Below are 18,568 nucleotides of genomic sequence, written 5' to 3'. Positions count from 1 at the left end.
GCAAGTGACCGACATCGTGCTGGACAAGGTGACCAAGCGCTACCCGGACGGGGCGCTGGCGGTCAACGAGGTGAACCTGGAGATCGCCGACGGCGAGTTCGTGATCCTGGTCGGTCCCTCGGGCTGCGGGAAGTCCACCACGCTCAACATGATCGCCGGGCTGGAGGACATCAGCGGCGGCGAGCTGCGCATCGGTGGAGAGCGGGTCAACGAGCGCGCGCCCAAGGACCGGGACATCGCGATGGTGTTCCAGTCCTACGCGCTCTACCCGCACATGACGGTGTTCGAGAACATGGCGTTCCCGCTGCGACTGGCCAAAGTGGACAACGCGACGGTGGAGGACAAGGTCACCGAGGCGGCGAAGATCCTCGACCTGACCAACCACCTGAACCGCAGGCCCGCCAACCTCTCCGGTGGCCAGCGGCAGCGGGTGGCGATGGGCCGGGCGATCGTGCGCAGCCCGAAGGCCTTCCTGATGGACGAACCGCTGTCCAACTTGGACGCCAAGCTGCGGGTGCAGATGCGCACCTCGGTGTCGAAGCTGCAGAAGCAGCTGGGCACCACCACCGTCTACGTCACCCACGACCAGACCGAGGCGATGACCCTCGGCGACCGGGTCGTGGTGCTGCGCGGCGGCGTGGTGCAGCAGGTGGGGCCGCCGCAGCACCTCTACGAGAACCCGGCGAACCTGTTCGTGGCCGGGTTCATCGGTTCCCCGGCGATGAACTTCGTGCCGGTGGAGGTCGAGGGCGGGAAGCTGCGCAGCGCGCTGGGCGACGTGCCGCTGCCGGAGCGGCTGCGCAAGGCCGTGGAGTCCTCCGGTGCGCCGCGCGAGCTGGTGCTGGGCATCCGCCCGGAGCACTTCGAGGACGCCGCCCTGGTCGACGACGCGGTCAAGGCCGGCGGAGCGACGTTCACCGGCGAGGTGGACGTGGTGGAGGAGATGGGCTCGGACAAGTACGTCTACTTCACGCTGCAGGGCGGCAAGGCCAGCAGCGCGGAGCTCGACGAGCTCGCCGCCGACAGCGGCAGCTCCGAGGTGCCCACCGACGACGGCCAGGTGGTCACCCGGCTGTCGGTGGAATCCCAGGCCAGGGAGAACGAGCAGCTCTCGGTCTGGTTCGACACCGACAAGATCCACCTCTTCAACCCGAAGACGGGGGAGACGGTCAAGTAGGGCGTGAAAACGGGCCCCTGCCTGACGAGGCGGGGGCCCGTTGCTCAGCGCTCAAAGCTGGTTCGCGATGAGCACGAATTCCGTCGCGATCCAGCCCGCGAGCAGGGCGACGAGAAAGGCGAGCTTGCTGGAGAGCAGGCGAGTCATGGCGGTGCCTCCCAACGTGAAACGAGATTCTGGTTGCTGCAGATCCGTTTTCACGATGTGGGCCCGCGGTCTACCCGGGCATGTGCCGTCAGCGCGCGGCGGCGCTCGGCGCGGGGACCACGTCCCACATCGCGCCGGGTTTTCGCTGCACCCAAGCGGAGTGCCGGAACAGCTTCTCGGCGATCTCCCGGCGGGACACGGGACTTCGTCTCGCCGTGGTGCCGGAGAGGAGCCGCTGCTGGGTCGGCGCGTTGTTCTGCGCGTGCATGTCGGACCTCCTCACGTTCATGATTGACATCGCTGCTGGCGCCGGAATCGTTACAGCCACTTGTTCTTCCGGAAGATCTTGAACAGCACGATGCAGGCCACCAGCATCACGACCATCACCATCGGATAGCCGAACCGCCAGCCGGTTTCGGGCATGAAGTCGAAGTTCATGCCGTAGATCCCGGCGATCATCGTCGGCGTGGAGATGATCGCGACCCAGGCCGAGATCTTGCGCATGTCGGTGTTCTGCTGGAGCGTGATCTTGGCGAGCGTGGCGTCCACCAGGGTGGTCAGCAGCTCGTCGAAGGATCCCACCATCTCCGACACCCGCGCGAGGTGGTCCTCGACGTTGCGGAAGTAGGAGCGGACGTCCTCGGCGATCATCGGCGTGTAGCCCTCGGCCAGCCGCTGCATCGGCTTGGCCAGCGGCTGCACCGCCCGCCGCAGCTCCATCACCTCGCGCTTCATCAGGTAGATCTGCTCGGCGTCGATCTTGGTCCGGGGTTCGAAGACCTCGGCCTCGATCTCGTCGATGTCGTCCTGGATCGCCTCGGTGACGTCGAGGTAGTTGTCCACCACGGTGTCGGCCACCCCGTGCAGCACCGCCGACGGCCCCAGCGCCAGCTGCTCCGGGTCGTCCTCCAGCCGGCAGCGCAGGTCGCCCAGCTCGGCGTGCTTGCCGTGCCGGACGGTGATCACGAAGTCCCGGCCGAGGAAGACCATCAGCTCACCGGTGTCGACGATCTCGCTGGTCGCCGTGCGGGTTTCGGTGTCGGCGTAGCGGACCGTCTTGAGCACCATGAACAGCGTGTTGTCGTACCGCTCCAGCTTGGGCCGCTGGTGCGCGTGGACGGCGTCCTCGACCGCGAGCTCGTGCAGCCCGAAGGTCTCGGCGATGCCGTTGATCTGCTCCTCGGTCGGCTCGTGCAGCCCGATCCAGACGAAACCGGTGCCGCGCCGGCGGACCTCCTCGATCGCGTCGGCGTGGTTCCAGGTGCCCTCCAGCCGGTGGCCGTCGACGTAGACGGCGCAGTCCACCACGTAGGCGGACACCGGCGCGGGCTTGCGGGCGACGGGCTGGGCGGCGCGACCGTTGCGGTTGCGCAGGCCGAGCGAAGGCAGGTTCGGCACGACGGCCTCCAGGGTTTCCGGGGCCCGGGAACGTGCGCGGCGCGAGACCGGTGATCCGGTCGGCGGTCGTCCGGACGGCGGTCCGGGCGGTGCACCGTGGCGGTGTTCCCCTGGGCGGAGATCAACTCTCGCTTGCGGGTGCGCATCCCGGCCTGGCCTGACGGGCCGAAGAACCGTCTCGCTGATCTAGCGGCGGGCCTTCCCGGCGGGGATGCGGTTGGTACTGCACGGAAGCGCGCTGTCGGTACTACTGCTCACGATCCCTCACCTCCCGAAGGTCATCCACCGCATGGGGTGGGCGTTGCCTCAGCCAACGGGCCACGATACTCCGTCCGGGTGGGAAGGTGGCAACCGCGTCGAACTCACGTCACAGGTGGCAGCCGCGACTGAACGCGAAAGCGGACCAGACGACTAATTCGGGCACCCGGAATGGGCTCCGCGCGGGGATCGATCCACCGATCGTCACCGGCGCCGTCGGCAACGGGTAACCCGCCGGCATTTCCGCTCACTCGTTGCGGGGTAAACAATCCCAGGAGCGGAGGGCTTCGGGCAATCCGGCCGTCAGCGCTCCATTTCGATCGAGTGTGGCGAATGTCGCACCGTCCGCCCACATTGCGTCGGCGGCGTCGTCACCAGGGGAAAGTTCCCATTCATTGCTCCGGCAGGAGTAGTCGAGGATCTCGAAGGTCCCGCGGGGCGCGGGGCGCTCGACCCGGCCCACAAGATCACCGACAGTGACGACCAGGCCGGTTTCCTCGAAGACCTCGCGCCGTACCGCCGAATGATCGGTTTCTCCGTGCTCCACTCGGCCCCCGGGGATCGACCACTTGCCCCTACCTGGCTCGTTGGCCCGTTTGACCAGGCACAACCGGCCCCGAGGATCAAAAATGAGAGCTCCGACGCAGCGGATCACGGGATTCTCAGATACGATCATCGACACGGAGGGTAGTTGGTCCGGGCCTGCCCGGAAACGACTGACCCAAGTGCGGTACAAAGCTGCCGTAAAGGGGCGGAGTGCGGTACAACGGATCAGCAGGCGCCTGTGCTACTCAAGGGCTTTTTCGGACGGGGTGCGTCACAGTGAACATGAAGAAAATCCTCACCTGGGCAGTGGTTGCTTTCCTCCTGTTCTTCTTGTTTTCCGCGCCGGACCAAGCCAGCAATGTCGTGAACGGCATCCTGGCCAGTCTTCGTGGTGCTGCAGAAGCCGTAATCACCTTCATGCAGAACCTCTTCCAGGCATAAAGCGAGAATCGCGGGGAGGCGGGTGCCTTGTTCGCTCCTAGGGATCCCGACGAGTACCTGCTGGACTCCGAGCGCCGGGTGATCCGGGTTCGGCGTCACTGGGTAGCCCTGGTGTGGGACCTGTTCGAGGCGGCGGGCCTGCTCGTCGGTCTCGTCCTGGTGTCGTACCTGCTGCCCGCGGGCAGTTCCTGGTTGTTCCAGAACATCCTCTGGTACGCCGGGCTGGTCGTGCTGATCCGCTTCACCTACCAGGTCCTCGACTGGTACGTGGAGCGCATCGTGGTGACCGACAAGCGGTTCCTGATCACGACCGGGATCTTCACCACCAACGTGGCGATGATGCCGGTCACCAAGGTCACCGACCTGACCTTCCACCGCTCGCTGATGGGGCGCATGCTGGGTTACGGCACGCTGATCGTCGAGTCGGCGGGTCAGATCCAGGCCCTGAACCGGATCGAGTACGTCCCGAACCCGACCGAGGTCGAGGACGCGATCTCGGGCCTGGTCTTCGGCGACAAGAAGGGCCAGCAGCAGGACCGCTTCTCCATGCTCAAGGCTCGCCGCGCAGCGGTGGGCAAGCGGAAAGCAGCGAAGCTGTAGCGCTCGTGCACCGGTGATCCCGGAGTGGTCGGGATCACCGGTGTCCGAGCTCCTGGCGGCCGGTCATGGGTCACACTGAGGTGTGCTCATCGACCTGCACACGCATTCCACCGAGTCCGACGGGACCGACACGCCGGCCGAGCTGGTGGCGACCGCGGTCGCCGCCGGGCTGGACGCGATCGCGATCACCGACCACGACACGACCGCCGGCTGGGCGGAGGCCGAGCGCGCGGTGCGCGAACTCGGCCGCCCCGGGACGTTCCGGCTGATCCCGGGTGCGGAGCTGTCCTGCTCGAGCCCCGACGGCAACGGTCGCAAGGTCACCGTCCACCTGCTGGCCTACCTGTTCAACCCCGATTCGCCCGCCCTGGTGCGCGAGCAGTCGCGGCTGCGCGCCGAACGGCGCGAGCGGCTGCACCAGATGGCCCGGCAGATGGCCGAGGACGGCTTCCCGATCGATCCCGAGTTGATCATGGCGGGCCTGCCGCCGGATTCGCCGGGCGGACGCCCGCACCTGGCTCGCGCGCTGGTCGCGGCGGGCACGGTCGCCAGCGTCGACGAGGCCTTCGCCAAGTACCTCAGCAGCGGCGGCAGCTACTACCTGCCGCGCACCGACACCCCCGTGCACCGGGCCATCGAGATGATCGCCGAGGCCGGCGGCGCGACCGTGCTGGCGCACCCCTTCGCCTACAAGCGGGGGCCGGTGGTCAACGCCGAGGTCGTGGCCGAGCTGGCCGATCACGGGCTGGCCGGGGTCGAGATCGACCACCCCGACCACGACGAGCCGACCAGGGCGAAGCTGCGCGAGCTGGCCGCCGAGCTGGACCTGATCCCGACCGGCAGCAGCGACTACCACGGCACCAACAAGACGATCCGGATCGGCCAGGAGACCACGGCCGTCGATTCGCTGGAGCGGATCATCGCGCGTTGCACCGGGAGCAAGGTCATCAGCTGACCTGCGCGTCGGCCGATCTGCGTAGTGTTGTCACCGTGCAGCAGCAGCTCGGCCTGGAAGGCATCCCGAGGGAACTCGTGCGGGTCACGCCCGCCCGCCTGTCGACGTGGGCGGGGTGCCCGCGCCGGTACCGGATGGCGTACCTGGACAGACCCGCTCCGAAACGCGGTGGGCCCTGGGCGAACGCCACCCTCGGTGCGGTCGTGCACAACGCGCTCAAGGCCTACTTCGAGCTGCGTCCCGACGAGCGGACCCCGCAGCGCGCCGAGGTGCTGGTGCACCGGAACTGGAAGTCCGACGGCTTCGCCGACTCCGAGCAGGTCGCCGAGCACCGCCGCCGCGCGCAGCGCTGGGTGCACGACTACGTGTCCGGACTCCCGGCCGATTTCACGCCGGTGGCCGTCGAGCGCTGGGTGTCCGCGCCGGTCGGCGAGATCATCGCCGAGGGTCGGGTGGACCGCGTCGACGAGCGCGACGGCGAGCTCGTGGTGGTCGACTACAAGACTGGCAGGCACGGGCTGCGGGTCGACGACGCCAAGAACTCGCTGGCCCTGGGCCTGTACGCGCTAGCGGTGCGCAAAACCCTGCGCCGGCCGTGCAACCGGGTGGAGCTGCACCACCTGCCCACCGGTACCGTCTCGGCCTGGGATCACACCGCCGAATCCCTCGACGGACTCCGGGAACGCGCCGAACGGCTGGCCGGTGAGATCCAGGACGCGACCGACTCGTTGGAATCGACGACGACGAACACCGTTGCGGAGACCGCGTTTCCGGTCAGGACCGGACCGCACTGCTCCTGGTGCGATTTCCGGGCACACTGCACCGAGGGACAGCAGGCCGCACCCGATCTGCGACCCTGGGCGCTGCTGGGGGACGGATGAGCTTTCGACCGGAGGACGGGCCGATGCACGCACCTGCCCCGCAACGACGAACCCCGCCGCCCCGCACGCGGCACATGCCGCCCGGCGACGCCGCCCGTCGCATGCCACCTCCACCGCCACCACCACCGCCCCGCCCGCGTCACACGGCGCCGGAAGCCCGGCGCACCCGGCGTCCCCACGCCCGTCACGAACTCGCCCAGTCCCGCCGGGTGAGCGCCGCCGGAACCACGCTGCGCAGCTTCACCGGCGCGCTCGCGACGGGATCGCTGATGCTGGCGCTGGTGCTGATCGGCGTCCAGTTCTGGGCGACCGGCCAAGGACAGCAGGGGCCGGGCATCGGCTCGGTGCTCTCGCAGGTCATCGCGGGCCTGGTGGCCCTCGCGCTGCAGACCTACGCCGACCGCAACCGGAACCGCAACGGTGGTCTCGCGGTGGCCGGAGTGCTGGTCGTGGTGCTCGGCTCGCTCTGGTACTGGTGGTGGTGACGGCTCCCAGCGGCGATCTCGGAGGGCCTCCCGCGCGGGAGGCCCTCTTTCGCGTCAGCGCAGCGCGACCAGGGTGTCGCCGCGCTGTTCCAGGACGACCGGTCCGACGGAGTTGAGCCGCACCGGACCGGTGTAGCCGCCGCGGTCGACCGGGATGATGCGCTCGCGGACGCCGGTCATCGGGTCGAGGACGGCCATGCCGCCCTGCACCGGGAGCACCAGCCGGTTCGCAAGCGAGGTTCCGGCGCCGAGCGTGTCCGGGCTGATCCACAGCGGGGTGAGGTTCTTCGGGTCCAGCGCGACCGTGTCGGTGCCGGTGTGCCAGTAGACGCGGCGGCCGATCGCGGTGGCCTCCACCCGCACGTTGTCGTCGCCCGCGAGCGGGCCGACGCGAACCGGGTAGGTGGCGACCACGCCGCCGCCGTTGTCGAACAGCAGCAGCTGCGAGCTGTCGCGCATGACCACCGCGACCCGCTCCTCGGTCACCGCCACCACCGAGGCGTCCCGGCTGCCGAGGGAGACGCTGAAGATCTCCTCGGGCTTCTCGTCGTCCTCCGGGTGGGTCTTGATCGCGGTGATCCGGCCGGTCTCGCCGGGGCAGTTCTCGACGACGCCCGCGCGATCGTGCCCGACCGCGATCGAGGAGTACGTGCAGTCCGGGCGTTCCAGGTTGTTCTTCGGGTTCTTCAGCTGCGGCGGGATGCCGAACTGCTGGGTGCGCACCAGGTCCGAGCGCCACGACTCGAAGGAGCGGGTGCCGGTCGCGGTCAGGTAGGTGCCGTCGCCGAGCAGCCGGGTGCCGAACTCGGCGTCGGTGTTGCGCTGCGGCCCGCGCTCACCGGTCGGCCCGCGCAGCGAGGTGACCTCGCTGCAGTTCTGCGACTTGCGGAAGACCGCGACGGCCCGGTCCCACTCGGTGCCGATCGTGCACAGCGGGATGTCGCGCGCGTAGCGCCAGGCGACCCGGCCGGTCAGCGGGTCGTGGCCGAGGACCTCGTTGCCCGTCCCGGTGACGACCGCGGGCGGCGCGATCACCGGGACCGGGGTGGCGGTGCTCGGCGCCCGCCATGCCTCGTGCAGGGTGGCCGGAACGGCCGTCGGCACCGGCGGTTTCGGCAGCGGCTCGGCCGCGGTCTCCGAGACGGTCGCCCGCGCGTCGCTGTTGAGCCACAGCACGCCGGCGCCGATGAGCGCGGCCACCACGATCACCACGACCGCGGCGATGTCACCCCGAGTGCGCCGCTCAGGCCGGACCAAAACCAACTCCCCAAGTCGTCGAAGACACCCGGCCGCGAGCTTACCCGGGCTCGGAAAGGGCCCAACACGAAGAAATCTCGACCCCCTGAGGAGGTCGAGATTTCCAGATTTTCGCAGATCAGGCGTTGTCGGCCGACTCCGAGGCGCCCTCGGAACCGCCGCGGCGGCGACGGCGACGGCGGCGCGGACGCTCACCCGCGTCGGCCGGACCGGACTCGGCGGTCGCCGGGGCCTCCGACTGCTGCGCGCCGACCTCGGCGCCGACCTCGTCGCCACCGCGGGTGCGGCGGCGGTTGCGGCGCCGCGTCGGACGGGTCTCGGCGTCGGAGTCCTGGCGGGCGCCGTTGGTGGCCTCGCCACCGCCCTCGGACTTGCCACCGCGGGTGCGGCGGCGGTTGCGGCGCGGGCGCTTGGCCTCGCCCGACTCGCCCTCCGGCTCGGCGTCCAGCCCGGCGCGGGTGCGCTTGGCCAGCGGCAGTCGCCCGGTGACGTCGGTCGGGATGTCCAGGTCGGTGAACAGGTGCGCGGAGGTGGAGTAGGTCTCCACCGGCTCCGGCTTGCCCAGGCCGAGGGTGTCGCTGATCAGCTTCCAGCGCGGTTCCTCGTCCCAGTCGACGAGCGTGATCGCCACGCCCTCGCGTCCCGCGCGGCCGGTGCGGCCGATGCGGTGCACGTAGGTCTTCTCGTCGTCGGGGCACTGCAGGTTGATCACGTGCGTCACGCCGGCCACGTCGATGCCGCGCGCCGCGACGTCGGTGGCGACGAGGATGTCGACCTTGCCGGAGCGGAACGCGCGCAGCGCCTTCTCCCGGGCGCCCTGGCCCAGGTCGCCGTGCACGGCACCGGCGGCGAAGCCGCGCTCGGTGAGCTCGTCGGCCAGCTTCTGCGCCTGCCGCTTGGTGCGGCTGAAGATCATCGCCAGGCCGCGGCCGTCGGCCTGCAAGGCCTTGGCGATCAGCTCGGACTTGTCCATCGAGTGCGCCCGGTAGATGAACTGCCGGGTGCGCTCGTGCACCGCGCCCTCGTCGGCCTGCTCGGCGCGGATGTGCGTCGGCTGGGTCATGAAGGTGCGGGCCAGGGTCAGGATCGGGCCGGGCATGGTGGCCGAGAACAGCATGGTCTGGCGCTGCTCGGGAACCATCCGCAGGATGCGCTCGATGTCGGGCAGGAAGCCCAGGTCGAGCATCTCGTCGGCCTCGTCGAGCACCAGCGCGGAGACCTTGCCCAGCACCAGGTGGCGCTGCTCGGCCAGGTCCAGCAGGCGGCCCGGGGTGCCGATGACCACGTCGACGCCGTTGCGCAGCGCGGAGATCTGCTCCTCGTAGGGGCGACCGCCGTAGACGGCCAGGGTGCGCACGCCCAGGTGCTTGCCGGCGTCGGTGAGGTCGCGGGTGACCTGCAGGCACAGCTCGCGGGTCGGGACCACGATCAGGGCCTGCGGGGTGCCGTCGCCGGCGCCGCCCACGCGGTGCAGCAGCGGAACGCCGAAGCCCAGGGTCTTGCCGGTGCCGGTGCGGGCCTGACCGATGAGGTCCTCGCCGCGCATGGCCAGCGGGAGCGTCAGCTCCTGGATGGCGAAGGTCCGCTCGATGCCGCCCTCGTTGAGGGCCTTGACGATGTCCGGGTGGACGTCGAGCTCGGCGAACGTCGGGAGCAGTCGCTCCTCGGTCGCCGTTGTGCTGTCGATGTCGGGGGCGCCGCCCCCGGTCTGATCTTCGAGGCCGCCGGGGGCCTGGCTGTTGGTGAACGTCAGAATGATCGCCTCTCTCGGTGCCTGCGCGCATGCGTCCCGGTTCGGGCCGATCCCGTGGCGACGTCCTCCCGGCACACGGCGGCCGCGCTCTCGCGGCTGCTCGGAGTGCTCGTGGTCACCGACGTAATGGTGCGCGCCTTCGTTTCGCTACAGCGGCGAGTACCCCGCTGGCTGGTTCGTTGTCTCATCGGCATCGCGTGCGCGCCAAGGCCGTCGAGCCGTTCGCTCGAGCCGCGTCGCGCTGACATGTCCGGGGCCGTCCCGCTCGGGCGCCCGTCGCCCGGATCGTGACGTTTCGGGGAGCCGACCCCACGGTGTTCCACCGCGTCGTCTGGACGCCGATTGCTCCTCCGAGTTCCAGGATAACTGTTCTGGCCGCGAACTGACGTGGCGCGTATAACTCGGGCGTGCCGACGGTTACGCTCGCAGCCATGAACGAGGCTGACCAGCGGGCCACCATGCCGGGTGAAAGTGACGAACGTTACCAAGAAGGTGTCGTGGACCTGCTCGCGGCGCTGGCCTACGGCGAACTGTCCGCCTTCGACCGGCTCGCCGAGGACGCGCGCACCGCGCCCACGCTGACCGGCCGCGCAGCGCTGTCGAGCATGGCCGCCGCCGAGATCGGCCACTACCGGATGCTGGAGCAGGCGCTGGCCGACCGCGGGGTCGCGGTCGACGAGGCCATGCGGCCCTTCGCCCAGCCCTTCGACGCGTTCAACTCCTCGACCGCACCGCACTCGTGGCTGGAATCGCTGGTCAAGGCCTACGTGGGTGACGGTCTGGCCGCGGACTTCTACCGCGAGGTCGCCGAGTGGCTCGACGCCGACACGCGCGAGCTGGTGCTCACGGTGCTGGCCGACACCGGGCACTCCGCGTTCGCCGAGCGCGAGGTCCAGGCCGCCTGCGCCGAGGACCGCTCGCTGCGCGACAAGCTGACCCTGTGGGGGCGGCGGCTGCTGGGCGAGGCGATCACCCAGGCCCAGTACGTGGTGGCCGAGCGCGACGCGCTGGCCGAGCTGATCATCACCGGCTCCGGAGACCTCACCGGTATCGGCGCGATGTTCCGCCGCCTGCAGAGCAACCACACCAAGCGCATGGGCGCGCTGGGGCTCGGCTGATTCGCTCTGGGCGAATGGGCAGATCCGGTGCCCTGAGGTGGGGCTGGGATAGCCTTGGCCCGTCACATCGTTTCTAGTGCCCTACGGAGGTTCGGCGTGGAGGTCAAGATCGGCGTCGTGGACAGTCCGCGCGAGCTGACGGTTGACAGCGGACAGTCCCCGCAGGAGATCGAGTCGCTGGTCTCCGACGCGCTGAAGAACGACGCGAGCGTGCTGGCGCTGGACGACAGCAAGGGGCGACGCATCATCATCCCGTCGACCAAGATCGCTTACATCGAGATCGGACCGGCGGACGTGCCGCGCGTGGGCTTCGGGGTCGGCTGACACCCGATTCGAGCTGGTCGAGGGGCATCCCGGGTTTCGCCGGGGTGCCCCTCGTCGCGTTCAGCCCAGCTCGTCGTCGGGGACGGCCTCCAGGTCGGCCTCGGCGAGCAGGTCGAGGTTCTCGTCCGGGTCGAGCACGAGCCCGGCCGAGCGCAGCACACCGTCGATGGCCGACCAGATGACCTGCGCCAGGTAGGTGGTGAGGTCGTCGCGGCTCATCGTCTGCCGGTCCAGCCACCAGTCACCGCTGGCCTGCACGAGTCCGACCAGGCCGTGGCTCCAGACCTCGACGCCGCCGGAGTCCATGCCCAGCGCGCGCATGTAGCGGCCGAGCAGCCTGGCCAGCGAGTTGGCGATGACGGTCTTCTCGTTGGACACCGGGTCGCTGACCACCGGCCGGTCGGTGAAGTTGCGCTGCACGACGAACCGGTAGAGGTCGGGGTACTCCTCGATCAGGCCGAGGTAGGCGTCCAGCAGCCTGCGGATGAGCTCGTTGGTGGACCCGTTGACCCGGAACAGCGGTTTGAGCCGCTGCATCAGCAGGTCGGTGCCCCACTCGCCGACGGCGACGTAGAGGTCGCTCTTGTCGCTGAAGTGCCGGTAGAGGACGGGCTTGCTGACGCCGGCCTCGGCGGCGATATCGTCCATGCCGACGTCGGCGCCGTGCTCGCCGATGGCGCGGACCGCGGCCTGGACGAGTTCGGCTCGCCTGGCCAGCCGGTGTTCCCGCCACCGTTCCTTGCGGGCGTCGCCTTTGCGCTCGTCGTCGCGGACGATCTTGACATGCCGGGCGTTGGAGCTCACGCTACCCAAGATTACTGTTACTGCCGGTAACACGCAATCTCGGGAGTGGAATTTGCAGACCGTGACTGCCGCCGAGTTCACCACCAGCGATGGCGCCCAGCTTCAGCTGATCGACGAAGGCCCGGCCGACGCGCCGGTCACCGCGGTGTTCGTGCACGGCTGGACGCTGAGCAAGCACACCTGGGACCGCGTCGCCGCCGGACTGCCCGCGGCCGCCGGGCACAACGTGCGGACGCTGCGCTTCGACCTGCGCGGCCACGGCGGCAGCCGACCGGCCGAGCCGGGCGAGGCCACCATCCGCCGCTGCGCCGACGACCTCGCCGAACTCCTCGCCGACCGCGTGCCGGAGGGGCCGATCGTGCTGGCCGGGCACTCGATGGGCGGCATGACGATCATGGCGCTGGCCGAGCAGCGCCCGCAGATCTTCGACCGGATCCGCGGCGTGGCGCTCGTGGCGACCTCGTCGGGGAACCTGGCCGCGCCCACCTTCGGCCTGCCCAAGCCCGGCGCGGACGTGTTCAACGCAGGGGAGCGCCTGCTGCGCCGGCACCTCGCGGGGTCGAAGGCGCAGCGGGTCAGCGGCGCTTCGGCCTGGCTGCGGCCGGGGGTCCGCTGGCTGCTGTTCGGCAAGGGGTCCAAGCCCGACGACGTCGCCGCCACGGCCTCGTGGCTGGCCAACTGCCACCCGGTCAACATGGCCGGCTACCGCGACTCGCTCGCCGCGCACGAGCGGCGCGAAGCCCTGGCCAGGCTCGACGACGTGCCGACCCTGATCTTCGCGGGACTGGCGGACCGCCTCACCCCGCGGGACCACGCCGAGAAGATCGCCGGCGCCCTCCCGAACGCCCAGCTCTACCTCTACCCGGGCGCGGGCCACATGCTGCCCCTGGAGCGCACCGAGGAGCTCACGGCCCGCCTCGCGACCCTCCTCTGAAACACCACCCGCCGGGAGTCAAGACGTCACCCGGGCAGGGGCCATTCCAATTTCGCGCGAAGTTCGAGTCCGAACCTCGGGGGTCGAACTTCGCGCGAAATTCGAGTGCTGCGCTGGGTCAGGGGTTCTGCAGCGGGAAGCCCGCGAGGCCCTTCCAGGCGAGGGTGGCGATGAGGCTGACGGCCTCGTCGCGGGGGATCTTCTGCTGCTCGTCGAGCCAGTCGCGGGCGGTGACCTGGGCGAGCCCGACGAGGCCGACCGCCAGGAGGCGGGCCCGGGCGGCGTCGAGGCCGGCGTCGGCGGTCACGGCTTCGGTGATCGCGTCGATGCAGCCCGACAGCGAGTTCTCGACGGCCTCCTCCACCGCGGGCTCACCGCGCAGGTCGGACTCGAACACGAGCCGGAACGCCTGGTCCTCGCTGGCGACGAACTCGTAGAAGGCGCCGATCGCGGCGCGCACCCGCAGCTTGTTGTCGGCGGTCGACTCTATCGCCGTGCGGACGCGCCGGACGAGCTCGTTGCCGTGGGTCTCCAGCAGCGCCAGGTACAGCTCCAGCTTGCCGGGGAAGTGCTGGTAGAGGACCGGTTTGCTGACGCCCGCGCGCTCGGCGATGTCGTCCATCGCCGCCGCGTGGTAGCCGTTGTGCACGAACACGTGCTGGGCCGCTTCCAGCAGCTGCGCCCGGCGCGCGTCGCGGGGCAACCGGATTCCCTTACTCGGCTGCGCGGTCCCGGTCATCCTTGCCTCTTCCTTCCGCCGCGATCGGTGGCCATGCAGCCCCCAAACTTCCCCGACTCTACTCGCCAGTAAAGGCGCCTACCGCAATCCGCCCGGTTCGGACGGCATCCTGTAGCGATGACGACGCGCGCGACGGACGTGAACCCGCAGCGCCCCACCAGGCGCAACCGGCTCGACCGCGCCGCCCTGACCAGGGTGCCGCTGGTCGATGGCCTGCCGGAACCGGATCCGCACCTGCGCCCGCCCGAGGGCCGCCGGATCGACCTGCCCGCCGCCGACGGCGCGGCCGCGGCGCGGTTGCACGTGCGCGAGACCGACGGGCCCCCGGGCGCGGACACCGCCGTTCACCTGCACGGACTCGCCGGTTCCTCGACGAACTGGACGGACCTGTCGGCCCAGCTGGCCGGTCACCTGCGCAGCGTGGCGGTGGACCTGCCGGGCTTCGGCCGCTCGCAGCCGCCGGCGGGCTTCGGCTACACGCGCCAGGAGAACGCCGACCTGATCATCCGGCTGCTCACCGAGCTGGGTGCCGGGGCGGTGCACCTGACGGGCAACTCCTTCGGCGCCGCCGTGGCCATCGAGGTCGCCGCGCGCCGCCCGGACCTGGTCAACACCCTGACGCTGATCTCCCCGGCGATGCCCGACCTGCGGCCGAGCCCGAGCCGGATCTCCGATCCGAGGCTGGCCCTGGCGCTGCTGCCGGTCGTCGGCCCGCCGACCCGCCGCAAGCTGGCCGAGGTCACCCCGCGGGAACGCGCTGAGCAGCTGATCCGGGTGTGCTTCGCCGAGCCGGGCCGGATCCCGCCGCACCGCCTCGACGAGGCCGCCGAGGAGTTCGCCGAGCGAGCCGACCTGCCTTGGGCGGCGGCCGCGCTGGCCCGGACGACCGTGGAGCTGATGCGGTCGTGGCTGGTCGCGCCGGGCCGCTCGCTGTGGCGGTTGCTGCCGAAGGTCGACACGCCCGCCCTGGTCATCTGGGGTGACAACGATCGGGTGGTATCGGTCCGCAAGGCACCACGCACGGCAACGCTGCTCCCGCGAGGCCGCCTGCTCGTGCTCCCGAGGACGGGCCACGTGGCCCAGATGGAACGGCCTGTGATCGTGGCACGCGCCGTGCTGGGCCTGGCACTCTCCGAAACCTGGTGAAACCGCCGCTTACGCAACAAGAGTGATCTTTTCCGGCCTGTTCACCCTTGGTGGCTGGTGTGGCGGAGTGGGCTGGTCGGGCTGTGGCACGCTGTTGGGGTGACGCGCCCGCCGCAGCCCTCCCGTGACTCCGTGGACGACCGCCACCCGGCGGACCGCTCCGCGCGCGAGTCCCGTGGTCTGTCGGACCGGCCGCGCAGGCGCGGCGAGCCGCCCCGGGACGAGCCGCTGGCCGCGTCCTGGAAGCCGGAGCGGCCGGACGGCCACTACCGCGCCAAGCACCGCAAGAGCGTGCTGGGGCGCTACGGCTGGCGCGTGTACGCGCTGCCGCTGCTGGTGGTCATCACCGCGCTCGCCGTGCTGCAGACGGTCCGGCCGGGGGACGTCAACGCTGCGCTGACGGGCCCGCCGCCGATCGCCGAGCAGGGACCGGGCGAGCCGATCGTGCGCGAGGCGCCGCCGAGCCAGACCTTCCCGGTCAACATGTTCTCCGCCGACCTGCCGCCGGGCGGTCCGATCCCGGAGACCGGTGCCCGCACCTTCCAGGTGCTGCCGGGCACCTCGCCGGTCGTGGGCGCGGGTCAGCTCTACCGCTACAGCGTGGAGATCGAGGTCGGCGTGCCGCTGCCCGATCCCAACGCCGACTTCGGCAACCTGGTGCAGACGACGCTGTCGGACCCGCGCAGCTGGACGAACCCGCAGGCCGGCGGCATCTCGCTGCAGCGGGTCGACTCCAGCGGCCCGCGCCCGGACTTCCGGGTGATCCTGGTCAGCCAGCAGACGGCCCGCGAGGCCTGCGACTACACCGACGGCGTGCCCTACGACAGCTCGTGCCGCAAGGGCGACATGGTCTACCTCAACGCGGCCCGCTGGGTGCGCGGCGCGGTGTCGTTCGAGGGTGACATCGGCAACTACCGCCGCTACGCGATCAACCATGAGGTCGGCCACGTCTTCGGCAACAAGCACGTCGGCTGCCCGGGCCAGGGAGCGCTCGCGCCGGTGATGATGCAGCAGACGTTCAGCGTCGCCAACAACGAGCTGCACGACCTCAACCAGGTCGCCGACCAGGGCACGGCGATCGACGCGAACGGTTTCGCGTGCCGCCCGAACGCCTGGCCGTTCCCGGTCGCCCCGGGCTTCTAGCCCTGGTCGAGCATGCGGCGCAGCCGCATTCTCCTTCACCACCCTGGCAGCTGGCACCGCCGCGGGTTCTGAGCGGCGTCGTGGCGAGCACGCCGCGACGCCGTGTATTGGACATACATCAGGAGTGGCGCGCGGAGTCCACGGAGCCGCTCAGGTTCCGCCACCCGCACCGCGAGCAAATCCACACCTCGACAACTCCTGGCCGCCGTTCTCGCATCCCGGATGCTGGGAGTAGTTTGGGTTGGGGAATCGGATCGTTCAGGCTTGCGTTGCAGACTCCGTGTTGCCTTTGAGTCAACACGTGGAAGCTTTGAAGGCACCGGCCGCTCCCGCAGCGATCGGTGCCGCCACCAGAGGAGGAGCTGGGAATGTCCGGCGCAACGTCGCTACCGCCGCTGGTCGAGCCGGCGTCGGAGCTGACCAAGGAAGAGGTCGCGCGCTACAGCCGCCACCTGATCATCCCGGATGTCGGGATGGAGGGGCAGAAGCGGTTGAAGAACGCCAAGGTCCTGGTGGTCGGCGCCGGCGGGCTCGGTAGCCCGGCGCTTCTGTACCTGGCCGCTGCCGGGGTCGGCACGCTCGGCATCGTCGAGTTCGACGAGGTCGACGAGTCGAACCTGCACCGCCAGGTCATCCACGGGCAGTCCGACCTGGGCCGCCCGAAGGCGGAGTCGGCGAAGGACTCGATCGCCGAGGTCAACCCCTACGTCCAGGTCAACCTGCACCAGACGCACCTGACCTCGGACAACGCCCTGGACATCTTCCGGGACTACGACCTGATCCTGGACGGCACGGACAACTTCGCCACCCGGTACCTGGTCAACGACGCCGCCGTGCTGCTGGGCAAGCCGTACGTGTGGGGCTCGATCTTCCGCTTCGAGGGTCAGGCCAGCGTGTTCTGGGCCGAGCACGGGCCGCAGTACCGCGACCTGTACCCCGAGCCGCCGCCGCCCGGGATGGTGCCGTCCTGCGCCGAGGGCGGCGTGCTGGGCGTGCTGTGCGCCTCCATCGGTTCGATCATGGTCAACGAGGCGATCAAGCTGATCACCGGCATCGGTGAGACGCTGCTCGGCCGGCTGATGATCTACGACGCGCTGGAGATGAGCTACCGCACCGTCAAGATCCGCAAGGACCCGAACGCCGAGCCGATCAACGAGCTGATCGACTACGAGGCGTTCTGCGGCGTGGTCTCCGACGACGCGCAGCAGGCCGCGGCGAACAGCACCATCACGCCGCAGGAGCTCAAGGACATGTTCGACCGGGGCGAGAAGTTCGAGCTGATCGACGTCCGCGAGCCGCACGAGTACGAGATCGTCAAGATCGACGGCTCGAAGCTGATCCCGAAGGACCGCATCCTCTCCGGTGAGGCGCTGGCCGAGCTGCCGCAGGACCGCAAGATCGTCCTGCACTGCAAGTCCGGTGGCCGTTCCGCGGAGGCCCTCGCGGCCCTGCACAAGGCCGGTTTCGCCGACGCCGTGCACGTCGGCGGCGGTGTGCTCGGCTGGGCCAACCAGGTCGACACGAGCCTGCCGACCTACTGATCGCAGTCGCCGAGAGCGGTGCACCGGTCCTGCTGACCGGAGCACCGCTCTCGCGCATTCCGGAGCGCCTGCTGCCGAATCGGCGATCTTCGAGGTAGCGTCTGCCGCGTGAGTGCTACGCCGGAGCCGCCACCGCCGCACGTGTGCGCGGCGTTCGGGGCGCGAGTCGAAGAGCCCGAGGCGCTGGAGGGCGCGGTCGCGTGGCGTTGCGGCGAGATCGTGCTCAAGCCGGCCGCCAACACCGCCGAGGCCGCGTGGGTCGCGCAGACCCTCGACGTGCTCGAACCCGACGACATCCGCGTTTCGCGCCCGGTCCGCTCGACCGATGGGCGCTGGGTGGTGTCGGGCTGGTCGGCCAGTCGCGACGTCATGGGCCGTCCCGAACCCCGCCACGACGAGGTCGTGGCCATGTCGCTGCGGCTGCACGCGTCCAGCCGGTACCTGGCGCGGCCGCGGTTCCTGCAGCTGCGCCAGGACATCTACGCCTTGGCCGACCGGATGGCGTGGGGTGAAGAGGACTACGTGCTGCCGCAGGAGAAGGGCGGCCGCCTCTACGACGTGCTGGCCGGTTCGCGGCGCTCGGTGCAGTTGCAGCCGCAGGTGGTGCACGGGGACCTGTTCGGCAACGTGCTCTTCGCCGGTGACGCCTCACCCGGCGTGATCGACTTCAACGCCTACTGGCGTCCCGCCGAGTGGGCCGCGGCCGTGGTCGTCGTGGACTCGCTGGCCTGGGGAGGTGCGGACCCGGCGATCGTGGAGCGCTGGTCGCACCTGACCGACTGGCCGCAGGCGCTGTTGCGCGCCTTGCTGTTCCGGCTCGCGGTGCACTCGCTGCACCCGCGCTCATCTGCGAAGACGCTGACCGGGTTGGAACGCGCGTCCCAGATGGTGCTCGAAGTCCTCTAGCCGAGCGGGGCTGGT

Annotated in this window: 20 protein-coding genes; 13 read left to right on the top strand and 7 right to left on the bottom strand. The window is 70.1% G+C overall.

From position 1 onward, the window contains the following. The first annotated feature begins 4 nt into the window (after positions 1-4). Positions 5-1,177 (top strand): ABC transporter ATP-binding protein, encoded by a 1,173-nt coding sequence (locus R4I43_RS01095; protein WP_324263568.1) that lies wholly within the window; start codon positions 5-7, stop codon positions 1,175-1,177. Between the two features lie 235 nt (positions 1,178-1,412). On the opposite strand, the gene R4I43_RS01090 is transcribed toward R4I43_RS01095, so the two are convergent. The 3 genes from R4I43_RS01090 to R4I43_RS01080 all read right to left on the bottom strand — a co-directional run bounded on the left by R4I43_RS01090 (position 1,413) and on the right by R4I43_RS01080 (position 3,656). Next, positions 1,413-1,592, bottom strand: coding sequence for a hypothetical protein (locus R4I43_RS01090; protein ID WP_324263567.1), 180 nt, complete (start codon positions 1,590-1,592; stop codon positions 1,413-1,415). 50 nt (positions 1,593-1,642) lie between these two features. Continuing rightward, entirely contained in the window at positions 1,643-2,722 is a 1,080-nt protein-coding gene (corA, locus tag R4I43_RS01085; RefSeq protein ID WP_324263566.1) for a magnesium/cobalt transporter CorA, read from the bottom strand. A 505-nt stretch (positions 2,723-3,227) separates the two neighbouring features. Continuing rightward, complete coding sequence (locus R4I43_RS01080) at positions 3,228-3,656, bottom strand: NUDIX domain-containing protein (protein ID WP_324263565.1); 429 nt, start codon at positions 3,654-3,656, stop codon at positions 3,228-3,230. Positions 3,657-3,802: 146 nt separating this feature from the next. Here R4I43_RS01080 and R4I43_RS01075 point away from each other — a divergent pair, with 146 nt between their 5' ends. From R4I43_RS01075 to R4I43_RS01055, 5 genes are all read left to right on the top strand, one after another. Beyond that, the gene (locus R4I43_RS01075; RefSeq protein ID WP_175547979.1) at positions 3,803-3,967 is read left to right on the top strand and encodes a cytochrome c family protein; all 165 of its coding nucleotides are present in this window, start codon (positions 3,803-3,805) and stop codon (positions 3,965-3,967) included. 27 nt (positions 3,968-3,994) lie between these two features. Continuing rightward, positions 3,995-4,567, top strand: a complete 573-nt coding sequence (locus R4I43_RS01070; RefSeq protein ID WP_324263564.1) for a PH domain-containing protein — start codon at positions 3,995-3,997, stop codon at positions 4,565-4,567. Positions 4,568-4,649: 82 nt separating this feature from the next. After that, on the top strand, positions 4,650-5,522 hold the full coding sequence (locus tag R4I43_RS01065; protein WP_324263563.1) for a PHP domain-containing protein: 873 nt from the start codon (positions 4,650-4,652) through the stop codon (positions 5,520-5,522). A gap of 35 nt (positions 5,523-5,557) precedes the next feature. Beyond that, positions 5,558-6,403, top strand: a complete 846-nt coding sequence (locus R4I43_RS01060; RefSeq protein ID WP_324263562.1) for a RecB family exonuclease — start codon at positions 5,558-5,560, stop codon at positions 6,401-6,403. Between the two features lie 23 nt (positions 6,404-6,426). Continuing rightward, positions 6,427-6,888, top strand: a complete 462-nt coding sequence (locus R4I43_RS01055) for a hypothetical protein (RefSeq protein ID WP_324263561.1) — start codon at positions 6,427-6,429, stop codon at positions 6,886-6,888. A gap of 54 nt (positions 6,889-6,942) precedes the next feature. Here the strand turns inward: R4I43_RS01055 and R4I43_RS01050 are convergent, their stop codons facing one another. Then, a complete protein-coding gene (locus R4I43_RS01050) occupies positions 6,943-8,145 on the bottom strand; it encodes an Rv3212 family protein (RefSeq protein WP_324263560.1) in 1,203 nt (400 codons plus the stop codon). Between the two features lie 118 nt (positions 8,146-8,263). After that, positions 8,264-9,832 carry a DEAD/DEAH box helicase gene (locus tag R4I43_RS01045; RefSeq protein WP_324263852.1) on the bottom strand — a complete coding sequence of 523 codons (1,569 nt, stop codon included), beginning with the start codon at positions 9,830-9,832 and terminating at the stop codon, positions 8,264-8,266. Between the two features lie 497 nt (positions 9,833-10,329). Here R4I43_RS01045 and R4I43_RS01040 point away from each other — a divergent pair, with 497 nt between their 5' ends. Continuing rightward, the gene (locus R4I43_RS01040) at positions 10,330-11,016 is read left to right on the top strand and encodes a ferritin-like fold-containing protein (protein WP_324263559.1); all 687 of its coding nucleotides are present in this window, start codon (positions 10,330-10,332) and stop codon (positions 11,014-11,016) included. Between the two features lie 96 nt (positions 11,017-11,112). Continuing rightward, a complete protein-coding gene (locus R4I43_RS01035; RefSeq protein ID WP_093415023.1) occupies positions 11,113-11,340 on the top strand; it encodes a DUF3107 domain-containing protein in 228 nt (75 codons plus the stop codon). Between the two features lie 60 nt (positions 11,341-11,400). Here R4I43_RS01035 and R4I43_RS01030 read toward each other — a convergent pair whose 3' ends face one another. Continuing rightward, positions 11,401-12,144 (bottom strand): TetR/AcrR family transcriptional regulator, encoded by a 744-nt coding sequence (locus tag R4I43_RS01030; RefSeq protein WP_324263558.1) that lies wholly within the window; start codon positions 12,142-12,144, stop codon positions 11,401-11,403. Between the two features lie 61 nt (positions 12,145-12,205). On the opposite strand from R4I43_RS01030, the gene R4I43_RS01025 reads away from it, so the two are divergent. After that, positions 12,206-13,078, top strand: a complete 873-nt coding sequence (locus tag R4I43_RS01025) for an alpha/beta fold hydrolase (protein WP_324263851.1) — start codon at positions 12,206-12,208, stop codon at positions 13,076-13,078. 118 nt (positions 13,079-13,196) lie between these two features. Here the strand turns inward: R4I43_RS01025 and R4I43_RS01020 are convergent, their stop codons facing one another. Continuing rightward, on the bottom strand, positions 13,197-13,817 hold the full coding sequence (locus tag R4I43_RS01020; protein WP_324263557.1) for a TetR/AcrR family transcriptional regulator: 621 nt from the start codon (positions 13,815-13,817) through the stop codon (positions 13,197-13,199). A gap of 117 nt (positions 13,818-13,934) precedes the next feature. On the opposite strand from R4I43_RS01020, the gene R4I43_RS01015 reads away from it, so the two are divergent. The 4 genes from R4I43_RS01015 (at position 13,935) to R4I43_RS01000 (ending at position 18,553) form a co-directional block, all read left to right on the top strand. After that, positions 13,935-14,963 (top strand): alpha/beta fold hydrolase, encoded by a 1,029-nt coding sequence (locus R4I43_RS01015; protein ID WP_324263556.1) that lies wholly within the window; start codon positions 13,935-13,937, stop codon positions 14,961-14,963. Positions 14,964-15,062: 99 nt separating this feature from the next. Beyond that, the gene (locus tag R4I43_RS01010; RefSeq protein ID WP_324263555.1) at positions 15,063-16,106 is read left to right on the top strand and encodes a DUF3152 domain-containing protein; all 1,044 of its coding nucleotides are present in this window, start codon (positions 15,063-15,065) and stop codon (positions 16,104-16,106) included. 368 nt (positions 16,107-16,474) lie between these two features. Continuing rightward, positions 16,475-17,647: an adenylyltransferase/sulfurtransferase MoeZ gene (gene moeZ / locus R4I43_RS01005; RefSeq protein WP_324263554.1), complete on the top strand. Its 1,173-nt coding sequence runs from the start codon at positions 16,475-16,477 to the stop codon at positions 17,645-17,647. Between the two features lie 108 nt (positions 17,648-17,755). Then, positions 17,756-18,553: a TIGR02569 family protein gene (locus R4I43_RS01000; protein ID WP_324263553.1), complete on the top strand. Its 798-nt coding sequence runs from the start codon at positions 17,756-17,758 to the stop codon at positions 18,551-18,553. The last annotated feature ends 15 nt before the right edge of the window (positions 18,554-18,568 follow it).

It is taken from the genome of Saccharopolyspora mangrovi (assembly GCF_035320975.1).
Lineage (GTDB): Bacteria > Actinomycetota > Actinomycetes > Mycobacteriales > Pseudonocardiaceae > Saccharopolyspora > Saccharopolyspora mangrovi.
Note: the sequence above shows the minus strand (reverse complement) of the source record. Positions and strands in the feature narration are given on the sequence as shown.

Coding starts and splice junctions, on each gene's coding strand:
- R4I43_RS01090 (WP_324263567.1), bottom strand. CDS start 1,592: ATGCACGCGCAGAACAACGCGCCGACCCAGCAGCGGCTCCTCTCCGGC.
- R4I43_RS01080 (WP_324263565.1), bottom strand. CDS start 3,656: ATGATCGTATCTGAGAATCCCGTGATCCGCTGCGTCGGAGCTCTCATT.
- R4I43_RS01055 (WP_324263561.1), top strand. CDS start 6,427: ATGCACGCACCTGCCCCGCAACGACGAACCCCGCCGCCCCGCACGCGG.
- R4I43_RS01040 (WP_324263559.1), top strand. CDS start 10,330: ATGAACGAGGCTGACCAGCGGGCCACCATGCCGGGTGAAAGTGACGAA.
- R4I43_RS01020 (WP_324263557.1), bottom strand. CDS start 13,817: ATGACCGGGACCGCGCAGCCGAGTAAGGGAATCCGGTTGCCCCGCGAC.
- R4I43_RS01015 (WP_324263556.1), top strand. CDS start 13,935: ATGACGACGCGCGCGACGGACGTGAACCCGCAGCGCCCCACCAGGCGC.
- moeZ (WP_324263554.1), top strand. CDS start 16,475: ATGTCCGGCGCAACGTCGCTACCGCCGCTGGTCGAGCCGGCGTCGGAG.